This window comes from Actinomycetota bacterium (assembly GCA_040905475.1).
GTDB lineage: Bacteria > Actinomycetota > AC-67 > AC-67 > AC-67 > DATFGK01.
The window spans coordinates 1-24,094 of sequence record JBBDRM010000106.1 but is presented as its reverse complement, the minus strand read 5'-3'; the positions used below and the strand labels follow the sequence as shown (position 1 = coordinate 24,094).

Annotated in this window: 25 protein-coding genes and 1 tRNA gene; 15 read left to right on the top strand and 11 right to left on the bottom strand. The window is 66.7% G+C overall.

Features of this window, described 5'->3' with window-relative positions; all coding sequences use genetic code 11:
- A partial coding sequence (locus WEB06_12680) for a hypothetical protein (GenBank protein MEX2556469.1) occupies positions 1–582 on the bottom strand: 582 nt, incomplete at its 3' end.
- Positions 583–859: 277 nt separating this feature from the next.
- Here WEB06_12680 and WEB06_12675 point away from each other — a divergent pair.
- Positions 860–2,653 carry an SLC13 family permease gene (locus WEB06_12675; protein ID MEX2556468.1) on the top strand — a complete coding sequence of 598 codons (1,794 nt, stop codon included), beginning with the start codon at positions 860–862 and terminating at the stop codon, positions 2,651–2,653.
- 4 nt (positions 2,654–2,657) lie between these two features.
- Positions 2,658–3,629, top strand: coding sequence for an NADPH:quinone oxidoreductase family protein (locus WEB06_12670; GenBank protein MEX2556467.1), 972 nt, complete (start codon positions 2,658–2,660; stop codon positions 3,627–3,629).
- A gap of 1 nt (position 3,630) precedes the next feature.
- Here the strand turns inward: WEB06_12670 and WEB06_12665 are convergent, their stop codons facing one another.
- The gene (locus WEB06_12665) at positions 3,631–4,059 is read right to left on the bottom strand and encodes a hypothetical protein (GenBank protein MEX2556466.1); all 429 of its coding nucleotides are present in this window, start codon (positions 4,057–4,059) and stop codon (positions 3,631–3,633) included.
- A gap of 150 nt (positions 4,060–4,209) precedes the next feature.
- Between WEB06_12665 and WEB06_12660 the strand changes: the two genes are divergently transcribed.
- A complete protein-coding gene (locus WEB06_12660) occupies positions 4,210–5,016 on the top strand; it encodes a glucose 1-dehydrogenase (protein ID MEX2556465.1) in 807 nt (268 codons plus the stop codon).
- Positions 5,017–5,068: 52 nt separating this feature from the next.
- Here WEB06_12660 and WEB06_12655 read toward each other — a convergent pair whose 3' ends face one another.
- The 3 genes from WEB06_12655 to WEB06_12645 are packed head-to-tail and all read right to left on the bottom strand — an operon-like array spanning position 5,069 to position 8,100.
- Positions 5,069–5,428 (bottom strand): hypothetical protein, encoded by a 360-nt coding sequence (locus tag WEB06_12655; GenBank protein ID MEX2556464.1) that lies wholly within the window; start codon positions 5,426–5,428, stop codon positions 5,069–5,071.
- 22 nt (positions 5,429–5,450) lie between these two features.
- A complete protein-coding gene (locus WEB06_12650; protein MEX2556463.1) occupies positions 5,451–7,490 on the bottom strand; it encodes an alpha/beta fold hydrolase in 2,040 nt (679 codons plus the stop codon).
- Entirely contained in the window at positions 7,447–8,100 is a 654-nt protein-coding gene (locus WEB06_12645) for a TetR/AcrR family transcriptional regulator (protein ID MEX2556462.1), read from the bottom strand. The genes WEB06_12650 and WEB06_12645 overlap by 44 nt, the downstream gene beginning before the upstream one ends.
- A 247-nt stretch (positions 8,101–8,347) precedes the next feature.
- Here WEB06_12645 and WEB06_12640 point away from each other — a divergent pair, with 247 nt between their 5' ends.
- Entirely contained in the window at positions 8,348–8,590 is a 243-nt protein-coding gene (locus WEB06_12640) for a hypothetical protein (protein ID MEX2556461.1), read from the top strand.
- A 106-nt stretch (positions 8,591–8,696) separates the two neighbouring features.
- On the opposite strand, the gene WEB06_12635 is transcribed toward WEB06_12640, so the two are convergent.
- Positions 8,697–11,450: an AAA family ATPase gene (locus WEB06_12635; GenBank protein MEX2556460.1), complete on the bottom strand. Its 2,754-nt coding sequence runs from the start codon at positions 11,448–11,450 to the stop codon at positions 8,697–8,699.
- 114 nt (positions 11,451–11,564) lie between these two features.
- On the opposite strand from WEB06_12635, the gene WEB06_12630 reads away from it, so the two are divergent.
- A complete protein-coding gene (locus WEB06_12630; protein MEX2556459.1) occupies positions 11,565–11,777 on the top strand; it encodes a helix-turn-helix transcriptional regulator in 213 nt (70 codons plus the stop codon).
- Positions 11,774–12,025 carry a hypothetical protein gene (locus WEB06_12625; protein MEX2556458.1) on the top strand — a complete coding sequence of 84 codons (252 nt, stop codon included), beginning with the start codon at positions 11,774–11,776 and terminating at the stop codon, positions 12,023–12,025. The genes WEB06_12630 and WEB06_12625 overlap by 4 nt, the downstream gene beginning before the upstream one ends.
- 341 nt (positions 12,026–12,366) lie before the next feature.
- Here the strand turns inward: WEB06_12625 and WEB06_12620 are convergent, their stop codons facing one another.
- From WEB06_12620 to WEB06_12610, 3 genes are all read right to left on the bottom strand, one after another.
- The gene (locus WEB06_12620) at positions 12,367–13,083 is read right to left on the bottom strand and encodes a hypothetical protein (protein ID MEX2556457.1); all 717 of its coding nucleotides are present in this window, start codon (positions 13,081–13,083) and stop codon (positions 12,367–12,369) included.
- A gap of 251 nt (positions 13,084–13,334) precedes the next feature.
- The gene (locus WEB06_12615) at positions 13,335–14,564 is read right to left on the bottom strand and encodes a nucleotidyl transferase AbiEii/AbiGii toxin family protein (GenBank protein MEX2556456.1); all 1,230 of its coding nucleotides are present in this window, start codon (positions 14,562–14,564) and stop codon (positions 13,335–13,337) included.
- Positions 14,561–15,376: a type IV toxin-antitoxin system AbiEi family antitoxin domain-containing protein gene (locus tag WEB06_12610; protein ID MEX2556455.1), complete on the bottom strand. Its 816-nt coding sequence runs from the start codon at positions 15,374–15,376 to the stop codon at positions 14,561–14,563. Before WEB06_12610 ends, WEB06_12615 begins: the two co-directional genes overlap by 4 nt.
- Before the next feature lie 211 nt (positions 15,377–15,587).
- On the opposite strand from WEB06_12610, the gene WEB06_12605 reads away from it, so the two are divergent.
- Positions 15,588–15,764 (top strand): hypothetical protein, encoded by a 177-nt coding sequence (locus tag WEB06_12605; GenBank protein MEX2556454.1) that lies wholly within the window; start codon positions 15,588–15,590, stop codon positions 15,762–15,764.
- Between the two features lie 868 nt (positions 15,765–16,632).
- On the opposite strand, the gene WEB06_12600 is transcribed toward WEB06_12605, so the two are convergent.
- A tRNA-Ile gene (locus WEB06_12600) sits at positions 16,633–16,706 on the bottom strand.
- 82 nt (positions 16,707–16,788) lie between these two features.
- Between WEB06_12600 and WEB06_12595 the strand changes: the two genes are divergently transcribed.
- Complete coding sequence (locus WEB06_12595) at positions 16,789–17,325, top strand: DoxX family protein (protein ID MEX2556453.1); 537 nt, start codon at positions 16,789–16,791, stop codon at positions 17,323–17,325.
- A 61-nt stretch (positions 17,326–17,386) separates the two neighbouring features.
- On the opposite strand, the gene WEB06_12590 is transcribed toward WEB06_12595, so the two are convergent.
- Positions 17,387–18,172, bottom strand: coding sequence for an SDR family oxidoreductase (locus tag WEB06_12590; GenBank protein MEX2556452.1), 786 nt, complete (start codon positions 18,170–18,172; stop codon positions 17,387–17,389).
- Positions 18,173–18,209: 37 nt separating this feature from the next.
- On the opposite strand from WEB06_12590, the gene WEB06_12585 reads away from it, so the two are divergent.
- The 7 genes from WEB06_12585 to WEB06_12555 form a co-directional block, all read left to right on the top strand.
- Complete coding sequence (locus WEB06_12585) at positions 18,210–18,410, top strand: zinc ribbon domain-containing protein (protein MEX2556451.1); 201 nt, start codon at positions 18,210–18,212, stop codon at positions 18,408–18,410.
- 13 nt (positions 18,411–18,423) lie between these two features.
- Positions 18,424–19,083 (top strand): molybdenum cofactor biosynthesis protein MoaE, encoded by a 660-nt coding sequence (locus WEB06_12580; GenBank protein ID MEX2556450.1) that lies wholly within the window; start codon positions 18,424–18,426, stop codon positions 19,081–19,083.
- A gap of 110 nt (positions 19,084–19,193) precedes the next feature.
- Complete coding sequence (locus WEB06_12575; protein ID MEX2556449.1) at positions 19,194–20,417, top strand: GAF domain-containing sensor histidine kinase; 1,224 nt, start codon at positions 19,194–19,196, stop codon at positions 20,415–20,417.
- The gene (locus tag WEB06_12570) at positions 20,414–21,112 is read left to right on the top strand and encodes a response regulator transcription factor (GenBank protein ID MEX2556448.1); all 699 of its coding nucleotides are present in this window, start codon (positions 20,414–20,416) and stop codon (positions 21,110–21,112) included. The genes WEB06_12575 and WEB06_12570 overlap by 4 nt, the downstream gene beginning before the upstream one ends.
- A gap of 227 nt (positions 21,113–21,339) precedes the next feature.
- Positions 21,340–22,692, top strand: coding sequence for an ABC transporter substrate-binding protein (locus WEB06_12565; GenBank protein MEX2556447.1), 1,353 nt, complete (start codon positions 21,340–21,342; stop codon positions 22,690–22,692).
- Between the two features lie 10 nt (positions 22,693–22,702).
- Complete coding sequence (locus WEB06_12560; GenBank protein MEX2556446.1) at positions 22,703–23,587, top strand: branched-chain amino acid ABC transporter permease; 885 nt, start codon at positions 22,703–22,705, stop codon at positions 23,585–23,587.
- Positions 23,584–24,094 (top strand): hypothetical protein (locus WEB06_12555; GenBank protein MEX2556445.1); only part of this gene is annotated, 511 nt, incomplete at its 3' end. The genes WEB06_12560 and WEB06_12555, both read left to right, overlap by 4 nt.

Genomic DNA, 24,094 nt, shown 5'->3' with positions numbered 1-24,094 from the left:
GTCGACGAGTCCGTCGCCGTCGTTGTCATCCCCGTCACTGCACTGCGGAGGAGTCGTCGGGTCGGTCTCGTCGTCGTCGTTTTCGTCCGTGCAGCCCGGGTCATCGCCGTCGACGAGTCCATCACCGTCGTTGTCGATGCCGTCGCTGCACGCGGGCGGCGGCGGGTCCGACCCTTCGGAGTCGTCGTCATCCGACTCGCAATCCTCGAGGTCGCCGTCTTCCGCCCAGTCGATCAGTCGATCGCCATCGTTATCCATGCCGTCCGAGCACTCCGGCTCGTCGCTTCCCGATTCCGTGTCATCGGTCTCGCTCGTGCAGTCGCGATCGAAGTCGTCGGTCGCACCGTCACGATCGTTGTCGACGTTGTCGTCGCACTCCGGATCTTCATCCGGGGCGTCGCAGTCCGGATCGTTCTCGTCGATCAGACCGTCGCCGTCGTTGTCGATCCCGTCCTCACAGTTCTCTGTGGGCGGCGGAACCGGACGCTCCGCGCCGGCCGTTGCAGAGATCATGAAGATCGCCACAAGACTGACGAGGAGAAGGACCAGGAGCTTCGTCGCTGTGGATCGCTGTGCGATCACACTTCCCCCTTCCTTCGATCGCCCCATGCGCTTCGCGCATCCCGCAGCAAGGACCGGCTGAATGCATTTCCGAACGGCTGCGGCTCGCGCGCGGAAATACCCTATGGAGTATTCCGGCCGACATTTCGTGTTCCTAGGCGGATCTGGGGGTTTGTTCCCGTTTTTCCGTTATCCGCAGGGGCCGGTTCACGATCGCACGGGGCGCCGACCTGCCCAACGGCGGTGCAGCCTCGACTTGGCACGCGTGGGCCCCCTCCCCCGGTACCCTTTCCCGCCGATGACAGTCGACGCGTGGATAACCCTCATCGTCACGGTTGCGACGATCATCTTGCTGGCGCTCGACCGATTCCCTCCACCGCTGGTGATGGGCGGCGCCGTGACGGCTCTCCTGGTGGCCGGCGTCATCGACGAGAAAGGCGCGCTCGCGGGATTCGCCAACGAGGCGCCCGTCACGGTGGCGGCTCTCTACATCCTGGCGGGGGCGGCGGAGGTGACCGGCGCGCTCGACGGGCTCGCCTCACGGGCGCTCGGGTCCAAAGCCGCCGGCGACGATTCGCCGCTGGCGTACCGACGTCAGCTCGCGCGGATCTCCTATCCGTCGATGGCCGCATCGGCGTTCATCGCGAACACGCCGCTGGTCGCGATGCTGGCACCTCGGGTCCTGGCATGGTGCGAACGGACCGGCCGCTCCGCGTCGAGATATCTCATGCCGCTCTCCTACGCGGTTATCTTCGGTGGCTGCATCACGCTCGTGGGAACCTCGACGAACCTCGTCGTCTCGGGGCTGTTGCGCGACGCGAACCTCCGTCCGCTCGACGTCTTCGAGATCACCCCGGCGGGGCTTCCGATCGCGTTGATCGGGGTCGCGTTGATCGTGCTTCTGGCACCGCGCCTGCTGCCGCTCCGGAGCGCGCCGAACGAGTCGCTCCGAACGATGCGCGAGTTCACGGTCGAGATGGTCGTCGCGGCGCAGAGCCCGCTGGCCGGGAAGTCGGTTGCCGAAGCCGGCCTTCGCAACCTCCAGGGCGTCTTCCTGATCGAGATCGAGCGGGACGGCCGGCCGATCGCACCGGTCGCTCCGGACGAGGTACTCCAGGAATCCGACCGCTTGACGTTCGCCGGCAACGTCGCCAGGGTGCTCGATCTCCAGCGAACGCCGGGGCTCACCTCGGCCGAGGAGCGGCACTTCTCGACGGTCGGGAAGACCCTCGAACGCCGGTTCTTCGAGGCGGTCGTCGGGGAAAGCTCGCCGCTGGTGGGCGGAACGCTGAAGGAGGCGGACTTCCGCAGCCATTACGGCGGAGCCGTCGTCGCGATCCATCGGTCGGGGCAACGCATCCCGGGCAAGCTCGGAGACGTCCGGCTGCGCACCGGAGATGTGCTCGTGATCGTGGCGGATCCAGGGTTCTGGTTCCGCTGGACGGATCACCCGGACTTCCTCGTGGTCACCCCGCTCTTCGGCCGGGTCCCGCAACGCAAGGAGAAGGCATGGATCGTCCAGCTGCTGACGGTCGCGATGATCGGCGTGGCCGGCGCCGGGCTCCTGAACCTGCTGCAGACCTCGCTGGTCGTCGCCATGGCGCTCGTGATCTTCGGGGTGATCACGCCCGCCGAGGCCAAACGGTCGGTCGATCTCGACGTCATCCTGCTCATGGCCACCTCGTTCGGACTCGGGATCGCGATGGCCGACAGCGGGCTCGCCAGGGACATCGCCGACCTGATCGTCAAGGTCTTCAACCCGCTCGGAGACGTTGGGATCCTCGGCGGCGTCCTGATCGCGACGATGCTGATGACCGAGCTGTTGTCGAACAACGCGGCGGCAGTGTTGATGTTCCCCATCGCGATGGCCACCGCGCCGACGGCCGGGCTGCAGTTCCGCCCATTCGCGATCGTGATCCTCTTCGGCGCGACGTTGTCCTTCCTCACCCCGATCGGTTACCAGGCGAACACGCTCGTATGGGGGATGGGCGGCTACCGATATCGGGACTTCTCGCGCCTCGGGGCTCCGTTGACGCTCGCGACGGCCGTTGCGGTGTTGATCCTCGTGCCGATCTTCTTCCCGCTACGCTGAGCCGATGCGCGCGGTGCTCTGCAGGGAATTCGGCCCTCCGTCCTCGCTGGTCGTCGAGGACGTGCCGTCACCAGAACCCGGCCCCGGACAGGTGGTCGTCACGGTCAAGGCATGCGGGGTCAACTTCCCAGACACCCTGATGATCGAAGGGCGCTATCAGTTCAAACCGCCGATGCCTTTCTCCCCAGGCGGCGAGGTCGCCGGCGTCGTCGCGCGCGTCGGTGAGGGTGTGACGTCGGTACGGCCCGGCGATCGCGTGATCGCCGTCACCGGGTACGGCGGCTTCGCCGAGGAAGTGGTGACCGACGCGGAACGGCTCGTCCCGCTGCCCGACGGCATGGACTTCCCCGCCGGGTCCGCGCTCCTTTTCACCTACGGGACCGCGCAGTACGCGCTTCGGGATCGCGCGGCACTCAAAGCCGGTGAGACGCTGCTCGTGCTCGGCGCCGCCGGAGGCACCGGTCTCGCAGCCGTCGAGGTCGGCTCCGTGATCGGCGCGCGCGTCATCGCCGTCGCGTCTTCGGAGGAGAAGCTCGAACTGTGCCGGGAACGAGGCGCTGCAGAAACGATCAACTACGCGACCGAGGACCTCCGCACCCGGATCAAGGATCTCACCGGAGGCGCCGGGGTCGACGTGGCGTTCGACCCGGTCGGCGGTGAACACGCCGAGGCTGCCGTTCGCGGCATGGCGTGGGACGGCCGCTATCTGGTGATCGGCTTCGTCGCCGGCATCCCCAGCGTGCCGCTCAACTTGATCCTGCTCAAGTCTTGCTCGGTCATCGGGGTTTTCTGGGGTGCGTTCGTCACCCGCGACCCGAGCCGCAACCGGGAACTCCTCGCGGAACTGTTCGGATGGCACGCCCGGGGGAAGATCGACCCACACATCTCGTCCGACTATCCGCTGGAGCGGGCCGCGGACGCGCTGAACGACCTGCTGGAGCGGAAGGCCCTCGGAAAGATCGTGCTCGTGCCCTGAGTCAGTCGGCCGGGGAGATCCGGTCCAACTGATAGATGTCCACCTGCTCGAGGGCTGCGCCGACGAAATCCTTTGCGAGCTGGATCGCTCGCACCCAATTCTCGTGCAGGGGTTCCTCCCCGACCGATCCTTCCACCCGGTTGAGCTGCTCCCAGCCCCAACGCATCAGCTCGGAGAACTCGGGGGTCGCCGGGAACCGCAGAGCGATGTCGGTGCCTGCTTGGGCGGACTCGAGCTGCGCCTGAGCCTCCGTGAGCGCCTGCGTCATCGTCGTCACGAGGTGCTCCGGGATCGACTGGAGGGGCCGGAGGACCTCCGGGATGTTCTCCGCGTCGATGATCAGCTGCCAGCTGTGGAACAGGTAAACCAGCTCATGGACGTCCGTGAACGGTCTACGGGGGAGCGTGATCTCCCCGATCTCGATCGCCACCGCCCCTCCAGTCCCCACACCGAGATGGTGCCAGATGATTCCACTCGCTTACGGTCGTCCGCGTCAAGGGGTTCATTTCAACCCATGAGGTGCAAGACGGCGCCGCGGTCGTGTATCAGATTCCCGACACCGCGATCACAAGGAGCCGGGATGGCGATGCTCGACCGCTTCAAGATGACCGACCGCGTGGCGATCGTGACCGGGGCGGGAAAGGGTATCGGCGCGGCGATCGCCCTAACCTTCGCGGAGGCCGGGGCCGACGTGGCCCTGCTGGCTCGGACGGAGGCCGATCTGGAGCAGGTCGCTTCCGGGATCCGGGAGCAGGGCCGACGGGCGCTCGTGGTCCCGACCGACGTGATGGACTTCGAAGCGCTCTCGGCGGCCGTAGACCGCACGGTCGGCGAGCTGGGTGGGATCGACATCGCGGTCAACAACGCCGGAGGCGCGGTTCCGGCGCCTTTCATGGACACCAAAGCGGAGCACTTGGAGTGGGCGTTCCACTTCAACGTCTCCGCACCGGTGGAGCTCTCACGGCTCGTGGTGCCGCACATGCTCGAGCGCGGCGGCGGGGCGATCCTCAACATCGGATCCATGGCAGGAGCCCATACCTCGAGGGGATATCTCGCCTACGGCACGGCGAAGGCCGCGATCGCACACGCGACCAAGCTCATGGCGTCAGACCTGGCCCCGAAGATCCGGGTCAACGCCGTCCTGCCGGGCGCCGTCGAGACGTGGGCGCTGAACTGGTACCTCGGGTACATGGAGGAAAAGGGCACGCCGATCCGCGACACGATGATCGATCGAACGCTTCTGCAAAGGAACGGCACGCCCGAAGACGTCGCCGCGGCCGCGCTCTACTTGTGCTCCAACGCTTCGTCGTGGGTTACGGGAAAGCTCCTTGAAGTGGACGGCGGCTGGACCTTCGAGCTCCTCCCCCGCACGATCCCGGATCTGTAACGATCTGAGGAGCGCGCATCGCGTACTCGACTGCCCAGACGAGGAGAGCGGCTCAGGCCTCTCCTTTAAGGTGCCGGATGACCGCGGCGAACTCCTTGGTGGGAGAGAAGTCGACGTACTCGCAATCCTCCAGCGCGATCGGCGCGTGCCCGGGACCCCAGTAGAAGACGTCGCCTGCCTCGAAGAACTTGTCGCCGTCGATCGTCTTCATCTTGAGCCGACCCTTCAGCATGCGCCCCCAGTGCGGGCACGGGCAGAGGTCGTCGGGCAATCCCACGGTCGCCCCGGACAGGTCGGTTCCGGCCTTCAGTTGCACGAACCCGACGGTCATGCCGCCGATGTCGTCGATCCGCAATTCGACGTTGTCGTCCTTGATGACGACCGGGATGTCTTCCTTGATGATCGTACGCACGGGGTCTCCTTCCCTCGTGGGCCTACAGGAACTCGGCGATCATGGCGGCCGCGCGCGCGGCGCCATCGGTTTCGACCGGGAGGTAGTCGGGGGTGCGATCGATCTCGACGGCGATCGCATGGGCGATCAGCTCCGGAGGCGACGCGTCGAAGTCGAGCGCGGGGCCAGCGCGGTAACGCGTCAACCGATGCGGCACGTGGAAGTTCTGCTCGAAGTGATGGCGGAGCGGGAACGACAGGAACGGACGGCGATTCGCCGTCAGCTCCATGCAGGTCGTCAGACCGCCTTGCACGACCGCCAGGTCACACGCAGCGAGATGCCGGTAGAGGCCGGGCACGAACGCGCGTAGCTCGACGCCGTCCGGAGCCTCCAACGATGTCGGATCGATCCGCGGACCGGCGACCACGATCATGCGAAGTGCGGCTACGGAGCGTTTGGCCTCGGCGTAGGAGGCGATGACCCGCCGCAGCAGATGCGCGCCGACGCCGGATCCGCCGACGGTCACCAGGCAGATCTTCTCGTCCGGCGCGTAGCCGAGCTCGGCGCGCAGGGCAGCGCGGTCGGCGAACGCGGCCGGGTCGAACCCCGTGACGTAGCCGGAGAAGTCGTAGTGCTGCTCGGTCCATGCCCGGATCGACGGTAGACCCGCACCGAAGGCGTCGGGGACGACGTCCTCGGGCCGGCCGACGAAGATCGACCGATCACGGAGGCGCGGGTACCGGTCGATGTGCTCGATCATCTCGGCGTTGTAGTCGGCCGTCAGCCTCGCCTCGCGCTCGCCGCCGTCGGGCATCGGCAGCCAGCCGACGAAATCGGTGAGCCACACGAACGGCGCACGCTTCAGCTCGGGATTCTCGTGCAGGAAGTGGTCCAACTCCCACGCCTCGTCGCCGATCCAGAGGTCGTAGTGCTCGGATTCGACGATGTCGTGGAACACCATGAAGTTCGCGAGCATGATCTCGTCCATGTTGCGCCACGTCTGGAACACGTGGAGATCGTGCTCGCCCGATTCGCTGTCGATGTGGTCGACCTCGCTGGCGAGGAAGCGAGACCCGGGATGGATGCGCTCGCCGCGCGCCTCGAGCACCTGCGTCACCGGCGCCTGCGCGAGCCAGTCGATCTCGAGGTCCTGGTGTCGTGCACGCAGCTCGTCGGCGATCGCTACGTCGCGTTGCGCGTGGCCGAGGCCGATAGGAGACGAGACGAAGATTGCTCGTTTTGGCCGGCGGTTCCAGCGACGAGGCTCGACGCTGAGGGGCCGCAGTCCGAAGAAGTCCCGCAGAAGCAGGTTCGTCTTCACAGGCTCGCGGGTGTGTGGGCTGTGGCCCGTGCCCTCCAGCAGGACGAGGCGCCCGCGTGTCGCCTCGGCGAGCGCCCGCGCCATCGGAGGCGGCGTGACCATGTCGTCGGAGCCCTCGATCACGAGCACGGGGCAGCGGATCTGGGCGCACAGCTCGCGGGCATGCGCCGGGTCGAACCCGATCGTGCCGCCGATGCGCGAGTCGGTCAGCACCTGGGGGGTCGTCTCGTGCGCCCAGGTCATCGCGTCCTCGAAGACCTTCGAAGAGTGCGGTTCGGGGAAGTTGATCGTGAAGAAGGCCTCGAGGAACCCTTCGAAGTCCTGCTCCCACCCCCTGCTCCGCGCCTCGTCCGGCTCTTCCAGCTTGACGAAGGGGCCGAGGAACGCCAGGGCTTCGACGCGATCGGGATGGCCGGCGGCGAGTGTGATCGCGGCCCGTGCGGCGACCGACAGGGACAGGACGCTCGCGCGCGCCACTCCGACCGTGTCGAGTACCGCGATCGCATCGGCCGCGAACTCCGCCGGTGCATACGCCTCGGGCCCCTCGGGCCGGTCCGATCGGCCGTTCCCTCGCGGGTCGAACGTGATCACTCGTGCGTAGCGGGCGAAGTAGGGGACCTGGAGCTTCCAGTAACGGGAGTGGACGATCGACCACGTCGGCAGGATCAACAAAGTGCGATCGCCCTCGCCGAACACCTCGTAAGCGATCTTCGTGCCGTTACGATCGACGAACCCGTCCGCGTCGGGATACCGCGCGCGCATCTGCCCCTCCTTCCCCCAGCGACTCGAGCCACCGCTCGACGAACGCCTGCAACTCCTGCTGTCCTTCTCGGATGTCGTTGTGGCGTTCGAGCATCATGCCGAGCGTCGACGTTTCGACGAACGTGACCGCGACGGCGACGGGCAGCGACGTGTCGTCGACCCCGTACTCTCGCTGCGCGGCGCGGAACGCCTCGGTGAGCACGCCGCGCCATTCTCCGATCACGTGCGCCAGGCGCCCGCGCAGCTCGGGCCGATTCCAGGCGAGCGCGTGAAGCTCGAGCCATACCTTCTGGTAGCCGGACTCCTGGTCGGCCTCCATGAAGCGCATCGCCTCGCGCCATTTCTCGACGAAGGGACGGTCTGAGGTATACATCTCGCGCTGACGGCCGATGAGCCGCTCGGTGAACCGCTCGAGGGTCTCGGCCAGCACGTTCTCCATCGAGCCGAAGTAGTAGTGGACGAGGCCGTGGTTGACGCCCGCCTCTTCGGCCAGGCGACGGGTCGTGATCCCTGCATGCCCAACCTCGACGAGCAGTCTTTCCGCGGCGTCCAACAGCGCCCCTCGCGCGCTTTCGCGCTCGGCTGTGGCGGTTCCGGGTGACTTAGTCATTTGTCTAAGCCAAATGACTAACACGGAGGGCGATCCGGTGTCAAGACCCTTGCCGGAATCACATAGTCGACGAGCTCTACGCGTCGACCGGGGCGGTCGTGATCGGCAAAGGGAATGTTCGACGTGGGATCTGCACTTCCGGTTCGAAGTCGCCAAGTGACTCGCTAGAAGTTTGACGCAGAGATCGCGTTCGACGGTCCCGACCGATCCTCGACGACGATCCTCCGGAGACTCGCCGCCGGCCGCGATGGCTGATTTCCCGACGGCGGCCGAGCTCGCCCGAGCCGTGGCGGACGTCTTATCCGAGCGCGAACTGCCTTATGCGATCGGGGGTGCCATCGCCCTGGGTTTCTACGCTCCTCCGCGGGCAACGGTCGATGTCGACGTGAATGTCTTCGTCGCTCCCGACTCCGGCCTCGACGATCTTCTTGCCGCCATTGCGGAGCTCGGAAAGGCGGACAAACCGTACCTGAGAGACGCGATCGATTAGGATGACGAAAATCCCATCAGTGTGTGTTCGCAGGTAGAGCACGGTGTTGGCCCAGTTACCCATAACAAGAACCACGCTGACCAGGTGAAAGTCTCCGCGCCCGACCTCAGCCCTCGACCCTCGCGCTGCCGCTGGGTCGATCCTGGGGTCGGTCCGAATCAGTGAGCGCGTTATCCACGTTCAGCGCGTTTGCCAGCTCGGTGCGCGAGCGCACCCCGAACTTCCGGTAGATCATCGCGAGGTGGAACTCGATCGTCTTGGGGCTGATGAAGAGCATCGCAGCCGCCTCGCGGTTGGTTGCTCCGGACGCCACGATGCTCGCCACTTGTCGCTCTTGCGGAGTGAGCGTCGCGATCGGGTTCTGCCGCCGCAGCGTTTCGCCCGAGGCTTCGAGCTCGGCGCGCGCACGCGCGGCCCACGGCGCCGCTCCCAGGTTCTCGAAGATCGCGAGGGCGATCTTGAGTCGGCCTCGCGCCTCGACGCGGTCGCGCGCGCGCCTCAACCGCTCGCCGTAGCAGAGCTCGGTTCGGGCCCGCTCGAACGGCAGAGGCATCCGCTCATCGATCGATATCGCCTCGTCGAATAACGGCCGGAAATCCTCCTCGTTCGCGGCGAGCCCCCGACAGCGCAACGCGGCGGCTGTCGCGGAACGTCGTCCGAGCGCGTCGGCTCGGCTCTGCAGATCAGCCGTCACCTCCGACGCGGAAGCGCGGTCGCCGGCTCGGAAACACGCCTCGGCGAGGTCGGCCTCAACGGGCAACACCCCAGGCTCGCCGACGCCGCCCCGAACGGCGAGAACGCGCGCCCGGCGAAGGTGCTCGACCGCGTCGGCGTACCGGCCGCGGCCGAGATCGAGGGATCCGAGGGCCGCCTCCGCGAAAGCGGTGGCCGCGCACAATCCAGACCGGACTTCGCTCGCCTCGGCCACGGCAGCGTGGCCGCGTGCCGCCTCGTCATCGCCGGCCGCGGCCTCAACGCGCGCGAGCATCGCCGACGCGACGGCCGCTTCTGTCGGTTGGCGGACCTCCTCGAACAACCGCAACGCTTCCGTCGCGTTGAGCCGCGCCAAGTCCCAGCGGCCGGTTCTGAAGTCGAGCTCGGCAAGCGGAAGCACCGCCTGCGGAAGGTACGCCCGGTGTCCGCCGTCGCGTTGGATGTCCACGGAGCGCGAGATGAACGCACGCGCCTGCTCGTACTCATCGAGCCAGATGAGCGGCCACCCGATCCCCAGCGTGTGAGTGTGACCATGCGGATGCTCGATCGCGGCGCGCATCGCCGATAGGACCGCGTCGCGCGCGCCCGGATGCCCCGCCATCGTCCGCGTCATGCCGACCGAGACGATGTGCACCAAGTCGTGCTCGGACTCGGGCACAAGCGAAAGAGCCTCCTCGACCTCGCGCATCGCATCAGCCGCTTCGAACCGGAAGACGCGCATCTTCGACGCGAGCAGGAGCATCGCGGCGGCCGCGTGCGGATCCCGTTCGGCGAAGCGGCCGGCGTCGAGCCGGAGCGCACCGTGGGCGCCGGCAACGTCTCCCCGCCGCATGCGGATGTCCGCATGCAGGAGCAGCATCGCGGGATCCGCCCCGCTTCCGAGCGCGCGCGTCTCGTCGATGAGTCGTTCGGTCAAGACCATGTCGCCGGCTCGATGGGCCGCCCTGGCTGCTGCTCCGAAGCGACGGACCCGTTCCGCGTCGGACGTCGTCAGTTCGGCCGCTCGCCGGAGAGCGGCCGAGGCGGCGGCGGCGGCGCCCCGAGCGAGCGCCCGCCGGGCCGCCTCCTCGAGCGACGCCGACACCGCATCGTCGGGTCCCACCGCGGCAGCCGCGAGATGCCACGCGCGCCGGTCGTCGTCCTCGACGGCCGCGGCCAGCGCCAGGTGCGCGCGGCGGATCTCCTCGGGAGCTGCGGTCTGATGCACTACGGAGCGCACGAGCGGGTGCCGGAAGACGATCGCCGCGCCGTCGACGGCGAGCAGGCCGGCTTCGATGGCCGGCTCGATCGATCCAATGTCGAGCCTTGCTTCGGTTAGCGCGCGCAGGACCGTGCCCAGAGAACCGGAGTCTTCTTGTGCCGCATAGAGCACCGCCCGCCGCGCATCGTCCGGCAGCGCGTCGAGGCGTGAACGAAAGGCACGCTCGACCGCCGGCGAAAGCTGCACCGGTTCGTGGTCCGTCATCTCGATCTGTTGAGGCGTGAGAGTGATGGGCAGCTCGACCAGTGCCAGCGGATTGCCCGCCGCCAGCGCGACGATCTTCTCTACCGCCTGGGGAGGGAGCTCGGTCCGTCCGTGAACCAGCGTCGTTGCCACGTCTGGCGGCAGCGGCTCGAGCCGAAGCTCGGAGCCACCATGATCGGCGGGGATCGGATCGCGCGTCGTCAGTATCAGGCCCACGCTGAACGGGACGGTTCGACGCGCGACATAGTCGAGGACGCTCGTGGAGGCGCTATCGAGCCAGTGATAGTCGTCGACGAGAAGCACGAGCGGGTTCTCGCGCGCGAGGGCGCCGAGCAAGTCGAGGACGGCGGCGCTGACGGTTCCCTGCCCGGCGGTGGCCGGGCCTATGAACATCAGGCCGGAGCGGAGCGCCTCGGCCTGGCGCTCGGGCAGCAGCGTGAGCCGATCGCGCACGGGGCGGAGCAGATCGGCGATGGCGACGAAAGGGATGTCCGCTTCGGATTCGCGACCGGCGGCGCGCAAGACGGTTATGTCCGCGGCCGCCTCGGCCGTCCAGTCCAGCAGCGTTGTCTTGCCGATGCCCGGCTCGCCGATCAGGACGAGAGATCCGCCCCTGCCGCCGCGAAGCAGCGACAGGAAACGCTCAATCCGTGCCTGCTCACCCCCGCGACCGAGGATCACCGTCCGATATTACCGGTCACTGCACGCGAAAACCCAGGGATTTCCCTGGTGCGACCAGCGGCGAGCCGGGCTCAGAATGACGGTGTTGTAGCAGTGGAAGCCACGGGGCTCATGATGAGGATCCAGCTGACCGTCGGAGAACGTCGGATCGCAGAACGCGTGGCCGAGGGCCGCCGGAATGACGAGATCGCCACCGACTTCGGCATAAGCCGGCGCACCGTCGAGTGGCACCTCACGAACATCTACCGCAAGCTGCGCGTCCGCAACCGAACCGAACTGGTCCTACGAACTGCCTCTCAGAGACGAAGGAAGGAGGTGAAGCCATGATGAAGAGGACGTTGATCGTCGGTCTGCTGGTCGCGGCGTTCGTCCTTGTGATGTCGCTCGGGACGGTTGCGTTCGCAGGTCCCCAGCCGCTTCCGGGGGCCGCCTGCAACCAAGGGACGTCGAGCGCGAACACGGTGGCACAAGACGCAGACACCGTGGCGCATTACCACGACTTCGATGGTGACGGCACGTCGGCCTGCTACCACTTCAACCCCACGTACCCACCGCCGGGGCCGGGCTCGGAATGAGCAGCACCAACCTGTATAGAACGCGGGTTGGATAGCACGATGACGACGGATTCCGTTCGGCGGAGCCGGGAGACGGAAGGACAAGCACGCTAGCGCCACCAGGCTCCGGCATTGTCCAAGCTGGTCCTTCCCCCACGAGCCCGTGCCACCGTCGAACGGAATCCTGCATCTAGGGAGCGCCTCACCCAGTCGAGGCGAGTCGACGGCCGTACCTCAGCGTCTTGCCGCGGTTCACGGTCTAGCCCCAGGACCTGCGCCGCGCGAATTCCAGTGCCCTTGGTGCGGGTTATAGGTAACTGGGGTGGTCATCCTTATCGAACGTCACCGAGCCGACGATCTGCTCATACTCCAGCGAGTAGGCGAGCCGTGGATCCAAGTCGAACAACGAGGAGTTCGGTCAGGAAGTCCTGGAACCTACGACCGCGATCCTGAGGCGGCTCGTCCGACGCGTGCATCGCGAGGAACTCCTCCATGGCTCGCAGGTCGTCCGTGAACTGTCGGAGCGCCGCCGCCTGCTGCACGGCGACCTCACAGCGAGCGACGGCCTCCTGTTGCTCTGTCTGATCACGAACTGAATCGGGACGGGTAATCCGGAGGCCCCATCTCCTACGGGTCGCGATCCCGACGATTGGCAACAAACCGCCCAGCATTAGCGTTTGCGACGAATCGACGCGAGGGGCGAAGGGGGGAGCGATGTCAAGGGAAGAGCTCGTGGAGGCGTACCGGGCTGGCAAGATCAGCCGCCGCGACTTCGTCAAGAGAATGGCCGTCGTCGGCGGCACCGTAGCCGCCGTCTTCGGCGGGATGTGCTCCGAGGCCACCTGAAGCAATAGCCAGCCCGAGGGCCGCAACCACCGGGCGATGATCGCTCGAAGCGCCGCGGTGCCGTCGAGCGCCATGTCGGTGAAGGAGTACACCGGCTCGTATTCCCGCGCCTCGGCCGGAAGTTGGAACACCTCCCACACCGGAACGAACGGCGTGTACGCGGTGATCACGTCGACGCGCCCTAGCAGCGACCGGGGAAGCTGGCCGTAGAGGTCGCTACGACGGAACGACACATTCCGGATCCCGAGGCGCTTCGCGTTGACTCGGGCCAGCCGAAGACTCTGCGCCGAGACGTCGCTCCCGACGACGACAGTTGCGATCCTTCTCCGACCGCTTGACGGTCGTTGGATCGGAATGCGGCTTTCACACGAGGAAGCCCGTTCGACCCGGGCAGCGGAAGCCGTCTGGGGCCTTGTGAGGATTGAGTCGAGTGGTAGGTCGGGCACGAGGAAACCTCTTTCCGCAGTTGGGACACTGGACGCGATTACGGCTTGTCGGCGACGGAGCGGAACATAGTTCTCGTCCGTGTCTGCGTCGCGGGTGCGTACATGTCTCCTGTGGAAGCGAACTCCACGCGGAACCGTGGCCTGAACGGCTCGGTTGTGACTGCGATGGACTCGATCCGATCGACTCGGTAGGCACGCAGCTGTCTGTTATCGACCCGGATCCCATACAGGAGCAAGCTTCCGTCGCGCGTCGTGCGGAGCGAATACGGCTCGATGCGCCGGACGGAGCCCTGGTAGCCGAGATCGACAAGGAGTCGGTTGGCGCCGGCGAAGCGAACAGGTCCGAGCCGAGGCCCCGCTCCCCAGGTCCAAGACGCTGGGCTGGGCTCCCACACCTGCTCCTCCGCCGCGCTCGAAACAGAAGCGAGGAGAGGCGGCGGCTTGGTGGAGGTCAGCCAAGCGAACAGTTCCGGGAGCTGATCCCAGTAATGCTCGAGCGGCGCGAGGACGGGGAGCTGATGCCGGAGCATGTTCTCCCACTCGGACTCGAGTTCGGCGCGATGCACCGCCTCCTGCAGAGACACGAGCGTGGGAATCTGAACACCCTTCGACTCGCATTTCGCGACCAGCGTCTCGTAGACCAGCTGAGGATGACGAGCCAAGCCCGGATGTCCGAGCAGGAAGACGATGTCATAGAGATCACGTGGGCGGCCACGCTCCCCCATCGCGCGGAGCTTCTCGGCGAAGACCTCCTCGAGCGCGTAGCAGCGGACCGTTGCAGGCGCGGGCAGCCCGTCCGGATACAGATGCTGGATCGGCCGGATCGCAGGGGGCCGGATCACGGCTTCGCGCACGGTGAGATCGATCCGCACACTGGCCGGCGAAGGGGAACCTCGTGGTCCCTTGTAGTAGATCCGGCCCTCCCAGCTGTCGTTCGGACGCCGGCGCAGTCGCGGCTCTCTGACGGAGAAGTCGATGCCGGACTCCCCTTGAACGCGGCGCAACATGTTCCCGAGCGCCGCCAGCACGTGCTCCTCGGAACTGATGCCGCTGGGAAGGACGGTGAAGTCAAGATCTTCCGAGAAACGGAATGTCTCCAGGTAGCACTTCTTCAGACACGTCCCGCCCTTGAAGACCCATCCATCGCCGAGGACAGGGTCGCTGCCGATGCCCCAGAGGACCCACCCCAGGAGGTAATCCTTCTCGACGACATCCGCGCGGAGTCCCCACTCGTCCGCGCGGGCGCCGATCTCACGATCGCGAATCACGAAGCGACCGGCGACACCGAAGCGTTGACGCGGAGCCCCCAGCGGGTCGTGGTCGAACCTCCAGCCTTGATCGTGGGGTCGAGAAGTCCGATCCCGCGGCTGCGTCGCGTCAAGCACGTGTCAATCAGAGTGAGCGACCCGTGACCGAGCGCCTCCAGCAGGAACCCGAGGCGCTTGAAGACCGTCGCGTTGCCGAGGCGGTCCCCGTAGTCGACCAGCAACTCATCGGACCGATGATCGCCACTCACGTACTCGTCGAGCATCTCGGCAACATGGCGAATGCCGCCCCCCCAGCCGGGATCGTTCAAGACATCGATCATGGTTCGAGAGGGATCCGACACCTGGATCCGAATCGAGTCTCGCCACACGCGCGCCAGACCGAAGAACCGATCCTGCTTCACGGTGTGAACCACGAAGGTCGTCCCCTGCACCGTGAACGTACGCTCGCGCGGCCGGCGGCTGGTCACGACCACGAGGTCGTTGAAGATCTGCTCGGTCAGATCCCAATGCTCCGCCGCGCTCCAACCACCGATGTAACACGGAGACAGAAGCGCATGCGCCGCGATCCATGGATCCTCGCGCGTCTCACCCGAACGATGCGCGTCCAGAGGAACGGGCAGATACAAGCCACGACGCACCCGAGTGAGCCAACCACGGTCGGCGAGATAGCGAACGAGTCGTCGAGCGCGCGGCAACGACACGCCAAGCAACTCCGCGGACTGCTCCATCGAAAATGGGCCAACAGCCCCTCGGTGAAGGCGCTCCAGGAGCCGCCGGTTCTCGGCTGATATGCCTGCACTTATTCGAGTCATCATGAGCGAAGAAAAGCCCTCCTGCTGGGCTATCCGCAGCATAACAGGTTATGATACTACGTGCAACCTACCGCCCACATGATGGGCGGTAGGTTGCTCTCATGTTACACACCTTCGGAAGTGCCACCCGTGACCAGACTCTCAAGAGACCCCATCTCCCCTGGGGCCACAGCGTCCCAGCCGCTCGGTCCTGATCGGAGAGGAGGGACTCATGGAACGCCAGTCTCAAGGCGAAGGACGCGCCCGAAAGCGCCGCGGTCGTCCCCGGAAACCGATCGAGATCATCCCAAGCTACGCGTCACTCCCTGAGGAAGAGGAGAAGGAGGTCATCAAGATGCTCGCCGACCTGATCCGGCGAGCCTACGAGAGAAGGCAGGCTGAGAAGTGACAACTCCGAGCTCGGTGATGTGCGTGTTATTGGAAACGCGATCGATGGATTTCTGCTGGTCAACAGCCGTTGTGGGCCCACCGCCCCATAACACGCACCAGGATGACCAGCTCAGAGTGCGCGCGCCCATCGTGTCACTGCCCGGATCGGCGGCCACGACCACCCGGTCCTGTGATTCCCAGATTGATCTCTAACCCGTGGCCGTTGGTCGCGGTGGACGCTCTTGTCCTCGCTGGTCGACGAGCGTCTTCAACCACCCCGACGGGTGATCGACGTCAAAGCTCATTCGCTTCTCGATCCGTTTGAGCTCGGTCTCCGACAGCCAGTCCGGAGCGCCGTCGACGACACGAAGTTCAGGGAACCCTCTTTCGATATCTTCGCTTGAGCGAGCAAACAGGAATGCCCACAGGCCGCCCTGACCGTAGTCGTAGACGACAAGGAACCTTTGCTTGTTCATTCCTCTAGCGCCACCCACGTGAGTCCTTGTGCATCGATCGATGCTCGTATCCACACTTGCGTGCCGCCACCTGGCTGTCCGTAGTGTGGCAGAACTCGCTCAACCGCGCTGGGATTCGGTATCGCCACAGTCGGGATCTCCCTGGGCAGGGCGAGCTTCGCCTGTGCCTCTGCTGCGAGACGGTAAGCGTCTTCAGTCAGGTAAACGCGACCATCGGATCCCGGTGAAATCACGCCAGCCATTTGGATGCCGTCTTTGCCTACCAGATCGGTGTAGTGCCGGAATACCTTGTCCGCTCCTCATCCCATGATCAGGTTGCCTCATGCCGCGATGAGAATAGGCCCGCGGGGTTCCTAATGATCCGAGCTGCGGCCTTGATCGAGACGTTGGTGCGTATTAAGGGAAGCTGGGTGGGCCCGCCTGGTCTCGAACCAGGAACCAACGGATTATGAGTCCGGTGCTCTGACCGATTGAGCTACGGGCCCGGTCTGCTCGGCGAAGTCTATCGACGAGAGCGCGTGTGAACGACCGGCTCCTGGGTAGAGGCCCCCTCGGGAGGTGGCACCGATGGATGTTGGTTTGCTTATCTTGCGAGCGGCCGTCGGAGCTCTTTTCGTCGGGCACGGCGCACAGAAACTCTTCGGGTCATTCTGCGGCTACGGGATCGCTGAAACCGGTGGGTTCATGTCATCGCTCGGCTACCGGAACGGCCGCGCGATGGCGACCCTCGCCGGTGTGGCCGAGTTCGGCTGCGGCGCCCTCCTCGTGCTCGGGTTCCTGACCCCGTTCGCGGCGGCGGGGATCATCGGCGTGATGCTTAGCGCGATCATCGCGGTGCACGCGCCGAAGGGGATGTGGAACACGGGGGGCGGGATGGAGTATCCCATCGTCCTCTCCACCGTGGCCGCCACGCTCGCCTTCGCCGGGCCCGGCGCCTATTCGATGGACGCGGCGTTCGAGCTCGATCTCGCAGGCAACGCGTGGGGCTTGAGCGCGATCCTGCTCGGTGTGATCACGGGTTCGATCGTTGCGATGAGCCGGAAGCCGGCGCCCGCGCAGGCGCAGGCGGAACCGGGAGCGACACGGGACAGACGCGCGGCTTAAGAACGACAGACTGCCGGCCGGGAGGTGAAGCGTCGACGTGACGCTCTCATCTCCCGGCCGGTTACGTATCGGCCCGGCGATCGAACCGCGCGATCGAGCGGATGAACGTGCGCGGCGCGAGCATCTTGAAGATCTGAAGCCCGGCCAGCCAGCGCGGGAACGACCGCTCGAACGTCCCGTTCTCCAGGCAGTCCCGCACCACGGCGGCGATCCGCTCGGGCGGGTGCAGCTTGCCGTGGAAGGCCGCCGGCTCTTGGAGCTTGTCCCAGATCTCCGTTCGGATCGGCCCCGGGCTTATCAGGTGCACCTCGACCCCGGTGCCGTGGAGATCTCCGGCGAGCACCTCGCTCCACCCGGCCAGAGCGTGCTTCGATGCCGTGTACGCCGCCTCACGCGGGCTCGGGATCCGCCCGGCCGCCGAGGAGATGTTGACGATGCGACCGCTGCCTCGCTCGAGCATCGCCGGAAGCGCCGCGAGCGTCGCCCAGACCGCGCCGAGGAAGTTGATGCGCATCACGCGTTCCACCTGCTCGGCGGTGAGACGCGTCGCGTGCACCCGCATGGGGATGCCGGCGTTGTTGACGAGCACATCGATGCGTCCGTGTCGGGAGACCGCGTCCCGCACGAGCGCCTCGGCCTGATCACGCTCGCCGATGTCGCAGACGACCGCCTCGCTCGCCGGGGCGCCGCGGCGGCAATCGGCCGCGACGGCCTCGAGCAGGTCCGCGCGTCGCGCGGCCGCGACCACCGTCGAGCCGCGGGAGGCAAGGTCCCGAGCCACGGCGGCCCCGATCCCCGACGAAGCGCCGGTCACGATGGCCACGCTCCCTCGATAGTCGAAGCCCATGGTCGGGCACCCTACCGCCGCGCTACCATGGGAAGCGATGCCTCTCTACGAGTACGAGTGCCGCGCGTGTGACAAGCGCTTCGACCAGATCGTCTCGATGGCCGCCGCGGACGAGACGGCCTGTCCCCGTTGCGGCGCGCACGAGGTTCGGCGGCTGATCTCCGTCATCGCCGGCATGACCGGCCGCGCAGCTGCGCCGGCCCCGGTCTGCGGGCAGGGCGCCTGCGGCAACTGCTAGCGCGGGCCGCGCCGTGAAGATCCGCGTCCGCCTCTGGGGCGGCCTCGCCGACGCCGCCGGGTTCACCGAAGACGTCCTCGAGCTCGATCCCGGCGCGCTCGCCGGAGAAGTGCTCGACGTCCTGTCCGAGCGCGCGCCGAGCCTGGCGCGCTACCGCTCGGCCACGCGCGTCGCGGTCAACGCCGAGATCGTCGAACCCAATGCTCCGCTCGCCGACGGCGACGAGGTCGCGCTGCTGCCGCCCGTCGCCGGCGGACAGGACGACGTGGTCGCGATCCGGCCGGGCGCGCTCGATCCCTCGGAAGCCATCGGCTTCGTCACCACGCCGGCATCCGGTGGGATCGGAGTGTTCGTCGGCGTCGTGCGAGAGACCAACGACGGCATGGCGGTCGCCGAGATCGACTACACGGCGTACGAGGAGATGGCGCTCAAAGCGATCGGGGCGGTCGTCGAGGAGGCGCGGGCTCGCTGGCCCCTGCACCGGCTCGCGGTGATGCATTCGGTCGGACGCCTGCGTGTCGGCGATGCCAGCGTCGTCGTCGCCGTTTCCGCCGAGCACCGCGCCGAGGCACTCGACGCGTGCCGTTACGTCATCGACGGGTTGAAGGAGCGCGCGCCGATCTGGAAGCAAGAGTTCGGGCCCGGCGGCACGCGGTGGGTCAACCTCTCGTAGTCGGACACCGACCGGGCGTCCGAGGTGTGCTGGTCTCCGCCGAGGTGTGCTGGTCTCCGCCAACCCTATATTAGTAGAATTGCATGTACGAATATTCGTGAGGAGGCACGATGCCTCGGGTTCTGAACCCCGTCGATACGGATCGCGAGCGCGAGATCCTGTACCGGGTCATCCAGGTCGCCTCCTCCTCGCTCGAAGCCGAAGACATCCTCTCCTCTTTCGTCGAGCTGGTGTCCCAGGCGGTCGGCTGCGAGATCTGCTTCGTCTACCTGTGGGATGCGGAGGATCACGCCCTGGTGCTGCGGGCCGCCCCGGCGGACCACGCTCGGTCCGTCGGCCGCGTGCGCCTGAGACTCGGCGAAGGGATCGCCGGATGGGCCGCGGAGCACCGCGAGCCGGTGCTCCTTCGCCGCGATCCGATGGCCGACCCTCGCTACCTCCACGTCCCCGAGCTCAGGACCGAACGCTTCCGGGCGATGCTCTCGATCCCGATCCTGTCGCGCACCGGCGTCCTGATCGGAGTGATCAACGTTCATTCTCCCCACGCCGGGCACTTCTCCGATGAGGACGCGCGCTTCCTGGAACACGCCGCGTCGCTCGTAGCCGGCGGCATCGAGAACGCCCGGCTCTTCGAGCTCGCGGCTCGCAAGGAAGAGGCGCTGGCGGCTCTGGTCCGCACGACGATCCAAACCCAGGAGGAGGAGCGGCGTCGCGTAGCCACCGAGATCCACGACGGGGTGACCCAGCAGCTCGTGTCGATCTGGTACCGCGTGTGCGCATGCCAGCGCCTGTTGGAGCAAGGGCAGTTCGATCGGATCAGCGAGGAGCTGCTGGCGACCAAGCAGCTGCTCGACGAGACCCTCGCCGAGGCCCGCTCCGCGATCTACGACTTGCGTCCGGCGACGCTCGACGACCTCGGACTCGTCGCGGCGCTGCACGAGCTCACGGCGCGGTTCCGGTCGGAAACGGGCATCGTCGCCCACGTGGAGGCGGAAGAGATTCGGCTGAGCCCGCACGTCGAAACCGCGCTCTATCGAGTGACGCAGGAGGGGCTCACCAACGTGAAGAAGCACGCCGGCGCCGGATCCGTCTCCGTGCGGCTGCGCGATGTCGACGGTTCGGTCGAGCTGACCGTCGCCGACGACGGGAGGGGCTTCGACGTGGCCGCGTACGGGTCGTCGCGACCGCTCACCTCCTTCGGCGTGGCCGGGATGCGCGAACGCGTCGAACTCGTCGGCGGTGAGCTGGCGCTCCGCTCACGGCCCCGGGGTGGAACCGTCCTGACCTGCATCGTCCCGGGGGATCGTGCGCCGGCGGAGGAGGCTGCGACGTGACGCGCCCGCGTACCGACCCTCCCCCCGAGCCCGGGGCACCCGTGGAGCGCGACGACCCCATCCCCGTGGTGATCGTGGACGATCACCGGATGGTGAGAGAGGGGTTACGCACCATGCTGCGTCAGCAGCCGCGCGTTGAGATCGTCGGTGAGGCCGAGGACGAAGCCGGGGCGGTGCGCGTCATAAAGGACTCCTCGCCGGAGGTCGTCCTCCTCGACATCCGGCTGAAGGGAACCAGCGGCCTCGACACCTGCCGGCTGATCCACGAGCGCTTCCCCGACGTGAAGATCGTCTTCCTCACCGTGTACGAAGACGAGCAATACATCTTCGAAGCGCTGCGCGCCGGGGCGCGCGGATACATCCTGAAGAAGATCGGAGACGACGACCTGGTGAAGGTCATCGAGTCGGTTCGCGATGGGGAAGTCATCATCGACCCCGCTCTGACGGGACAGATCGCGTTGCGCGCCGCGTCGCGTTCCCAGACCTGGGCGGAAGCGCGATTCGGACTGAGCGCGCGCGAATCCGAGGTGCTGGACCTCGTCACACGGGGGTTGTCGAATCACGATATCGCGCAGCGTCTGTTCATCGGCGAGGAAACCGTCAAGAGTCACGTGCGCGCGATCTTGCGCAAGCTCGGTGTTCAAGATCGCACGCAGGCCGTCTCCGTCGCGCTTCGCGAAGGCATCGTCAAGTAGCGCCCGTGGGAGGGAACGAGGCGCGCGGACTCGAAGTCCCTAACGCATCGTGCAGCGCGAAAACCGAACACACCGTCCGTTGACGTGACGAAACGCCGTACCCTACATTAGAACCTGCGTACATGCTCATATAGGAATAACCCGACAAGACGCACGAAGGGGGCATTGTGCGATCCATCGCGACGGGCGTTCGAGCACGCGGTCGTCGGATGGGCACGGTTCCTTTCGTGATCACGATCCTCCTCGTGGTTGCGGCGTGCGGACCCCGCTTCGATCCATCGGCGATCCCTGCCTTCCTCCAACCGACCGGCAACCCGACGGTCGCTCCCACGTCGACCGGCGCGGGCCCGGCAACGGTCGCGCCCACGACGCAGACGAACACGCGAACGATCGCCGGCCAGAAAGGCTCGACCGTCACCGGCGGCGTCATCAAGGTCGGCGGCCTCTTCCCGGAGTCCGGCGGTTTGTCGACGCTCGGGAAAGCGGCGCTAGACGGCGCCCGCGCGGCCTTCGCCGAAGCCAACTCCAAGGGCGGCATCCGCGGGAAGCAGATCAAGTTCGTGACCTGCGACGATCAGGCCGACGACACGCAGTCGCTCGCGTGCTCGCGAAAGCTCGTAGAGCAGGAGGGCGTTTTCATCATGGGGCCCTCTTTCACGCCCTTCTCGCTGTCTCCGGTGAACTACCTCAAGAACGCGGGCGTGCCCTGGGTCGGTTACGACGGGATCAACATCGAGGGGTTCGAAGCTCCCAACGTCGTGACGGTCGGCTCCCCTATCGAGGAGATGGCGCACGCGCTGCTCCCCTACTGGTACCGGAAGATCCAGAGCACGACCGGCACGGCACCGAGCAAGATCGGAGCCGTCGTCCTCGACGTCGCTCCGGCGCAGACGTACCTGAGCGAGGCGAAGAATGTCATATGCCCGAAGCTCGGCTGCCAGATCATCGCAGAGCAGTTCGTCACCTACCAGACGACGCAGTACACGACGATCTGCTCGAACATGATCGCGAAGGGCGCTCAAGCGATCTGGATCATCACCGACCCGGCCTCGGCGATAAAGCTCCTCACCGGCTGCCGGTCCCAGCGGCCCCAACCCGGCGGGTTCCTGGGTCAGCACGGCATCTACCTCGATCTCACGCTCGACCAGTCCGGCCCTGCGGCCGAAGGGATGTTCGCGAACGGCGCGGTCCTGCCCGATACGGAGGACACCCCGGCCACCGAAGAGATGCGGCGCGTGATCCGACGCTTCAACTCCAACGCCACCTTCGGCTACTTCGCTTCGCTCGGATACTCGAGCGCGCTCATGGTCATGGATCTCGTCGACAGGATCCTGGCCGACGGGAAGGCCCTCACGCGCGCCAACGTCCTCGCTGCGGCGCGCAGCATCGGCTCCTACAACTGCAGAGGACTGTGCAAGAGCGTGAACCTCAGCCCGCCGGCGAAACAGACCGGCGGCAACCACAACGTTTGGATCGTCCGCGCCGACTTCTCCACCGGGAAAGGCCGCTGGGTGAAGGAAGCGGGGCCCATCGACGTGTTCACGGTCGATACCTGGCCGTGCCCGGGCAAGCCCTGCTAGGGGTGCGCCGGTGGCCCTGTTCCTGCAGTTCGTGGTCGCGGGGCTCGCGAGTGGCTTCGTCGTCGCGCTGCTCGCGCTGAGCGTCGTCGTCGTCTACCGGTCGACGCGCGTCTTGAGCTTCGCCCAGGGAGCGATCGCGAGCCTTTCCACGTACGTCTTCTACCAGCTCTCGACCGTGTGGGGATGGACGCCGTGGATCAGCCTTCCGCTCGCGCTCATCGCCGCGGCGGTGATCGGCGCGCTCGCCGAGATTGCCGCGATGCGCCCGCTCCGCAAAGCCGACGCGCTCACCCGTACCGTGGCAACGCTCGGGCTCGTACTGGTGCTCCAGGTGATCATGCGCACGATCTGGGGCGGATCGGAGACCTTCGTGCGCAGGCTGTCCGACCGTACCCTCGGCGCCGGCAACTTCTCCATCAGCGGGCAGGAGCTGATCCTCGCGGTCGCGGCGATCTCGGCAACGGCGCTGCTGATCTCCTGGAACAACCGGGCGTACACGGGCCTCGGCCTCGCCGCCATGGCGGAGGACCCCACCGCCGCACGGCTCCTCGGGGTCGATCCGTCTCGCGCGTCGACGCTCGCGTGGTCGATCGCCGCGGTTCTCGCGGCCCTGGCCGGCATCCTCGTCACACCGCTCCTGGTCCTCAACCCGTTCCAGATGACCCTGATCATGGTGACCTCGTTCGGCGCGGCGCTGCTCGGCGGTTTCACCAGCGTCCCGCTCGCGGTTGCCGGCGCGCTCCTGATCGGCGTCACCCAGAGCGTGATGACCGGCTACGTCAACGTATCGGGTGTCAGCGAAGCGTTCGGCTTCATCGCCGTGTTCCTCGTCCTCATGCTCACACGTGGCCGGCGTGGCTCCCCGATCGCCGGCCGGGAGGCGTCGGCATGGTGAGGCGTCTCCGAGGAACCAGAGCCGGTTGGCGCGGCCTGCTCTGGCTCGGCGGCGCGGCACTCGCCGGGGCGCTCGCGGGGAACTTCTGGCTCTTCGTCCTCACGATCGCGGTCACCTACGCGGTGCTGTCCCTCAGCCTCGTCGTCCTGACCGGCTGGAGCGGGCAGCTCAACCTCCACGTCGCAGCGCTCGGCCTCGGGTGGGGCTCGTACGCAGCGTTCGCGCTCGTCGCGTACGACGTGCCGCCGTTCTGGGCGATCGTCGGGGCCGGGATCGTCACCGTGCCGTTCGCCGCCCTGGTCGCGCTCGCGGCCGTTCGCTTCCGGGGGCTCGAGCTGGCGGTGGCCACCATCGCGATGGGCCTGGTGTTCGAGAACCTCTTCTTCCGCAACATCGCCAAGACACTGGCCAGGCAAGCGAGCGGCGTGACCACTCCCTTCGAGTCCTCCTTCGTGCCGATGCCCCGGCCGACGATCGGCGGCATCGCGTTCACCTCCGATGCCTCGT

What these genes read in the sequence shown, in the direction of transcription:
- WEB06_12590 (MEX2556452.1), bottom strand. Translation starts at nt 18,172, where the DNA reads ATGGGCTTCGACTATCGAGGGAGCGTGGCCATCGTGACCGGCGCTTCG.
- WEB06_12585 (MEX2556451.1), top strand. Translation starts at nt 18,210, where the DNA reads ATGCCTCTCTACGAGTACGAGTGCCGCGCGTGTGACAAGCGCTTCGAC.
- WEB06_12610 (MEX2556455.1), bottom strand. Translation starts at nt 15,376, where the DNA reads ATGACTCGAATAAGTGCAGGCATATCAGCCGAGAACCGGCGGCTCCTG.
- WEB06_12640 (MEX2556461.1), top strand. Translation starts at nt 8,348, where the DNA reads ATGGCTGATTTCCCGACGGCGGCCGAGCTCGCCCGAGCCGTGGCGGAC.
- WEB06_12575 (MEX2556449.1), top strand. Translation starts at nt 19,194, where the DNA reads ATGCCTCGGGTTCTGAACCCCGTCGATACGGATCGCGAGCGCGAGATC.
- WEB06_12645 (MEX2556462.1), bottom strand. Translation starts at nt 8,100, where the DNA reads ATGACTAAGTCACCCGGAACCGCCACAGCCGAGCGCGAAAGCGCGCGA.
- WEB06_12660 (MEX2556465.1), top strand. Translation starts at nt 4,210, where the DNA reads ATGGCGATGCTCGACCGCTTCAAGATGACCGACCGCGTGGCGATCGTG.
- WEB06_12675 (MEX2556468.1), top strand. Translation starts at nt 860, where the DNA reads ATGACAGTCGACGCGTGGATAACCCTCATCGTCACGGTTGCGACGATC.
- WEB06_12625 (MEX2556458.1), top strand. Translation starts at nt 11,774, where the DNA reads ATGATGAAGAGGACGTTGATCGTCGGTCTGCTGGTCGCGGCGTTCGTC.
- WEB06_12650 (MEX2556463.1), bottom strand. Translation starts at nt 7,490, where the DNA reads ATGCGCGCGCGGTATCCCGACGCGGACGGGTTCGTCGATCGTAACGGC.
- WEB06_12595 (MEX2556453.1), top strand. Translation starts at nt 16,789, where the DNA reads ATGGATGTTGGTTTGCTTATCTTGCGAGCGGCCGTCGGAGCTCTTTTC.
- WEB06_12630 (MEX2556459.1), top strand. Translation starts at nt 11,565, where the DNA reads ATGAGGATCCAGCTGACCGTCGGAGAACGTCGGATCGCAGAACGCGTG.
- WEB06_12605 (MEX2556454.1), top strand. Translation starts at nt 15,588, where the DNA reads ATGGAACGCCAGTCTCAAGGCGAAGGACGCGCCCGAAAGCGCCGCGGT.
- WEB06_12670 (MEX2556467.1), top strand. Translation starts at nt 2,658, where the DNA reads ATGCGCGCGGTGCTCTGCAGGGAATTCGGCCCTCCGTCCTCGCTGGTC.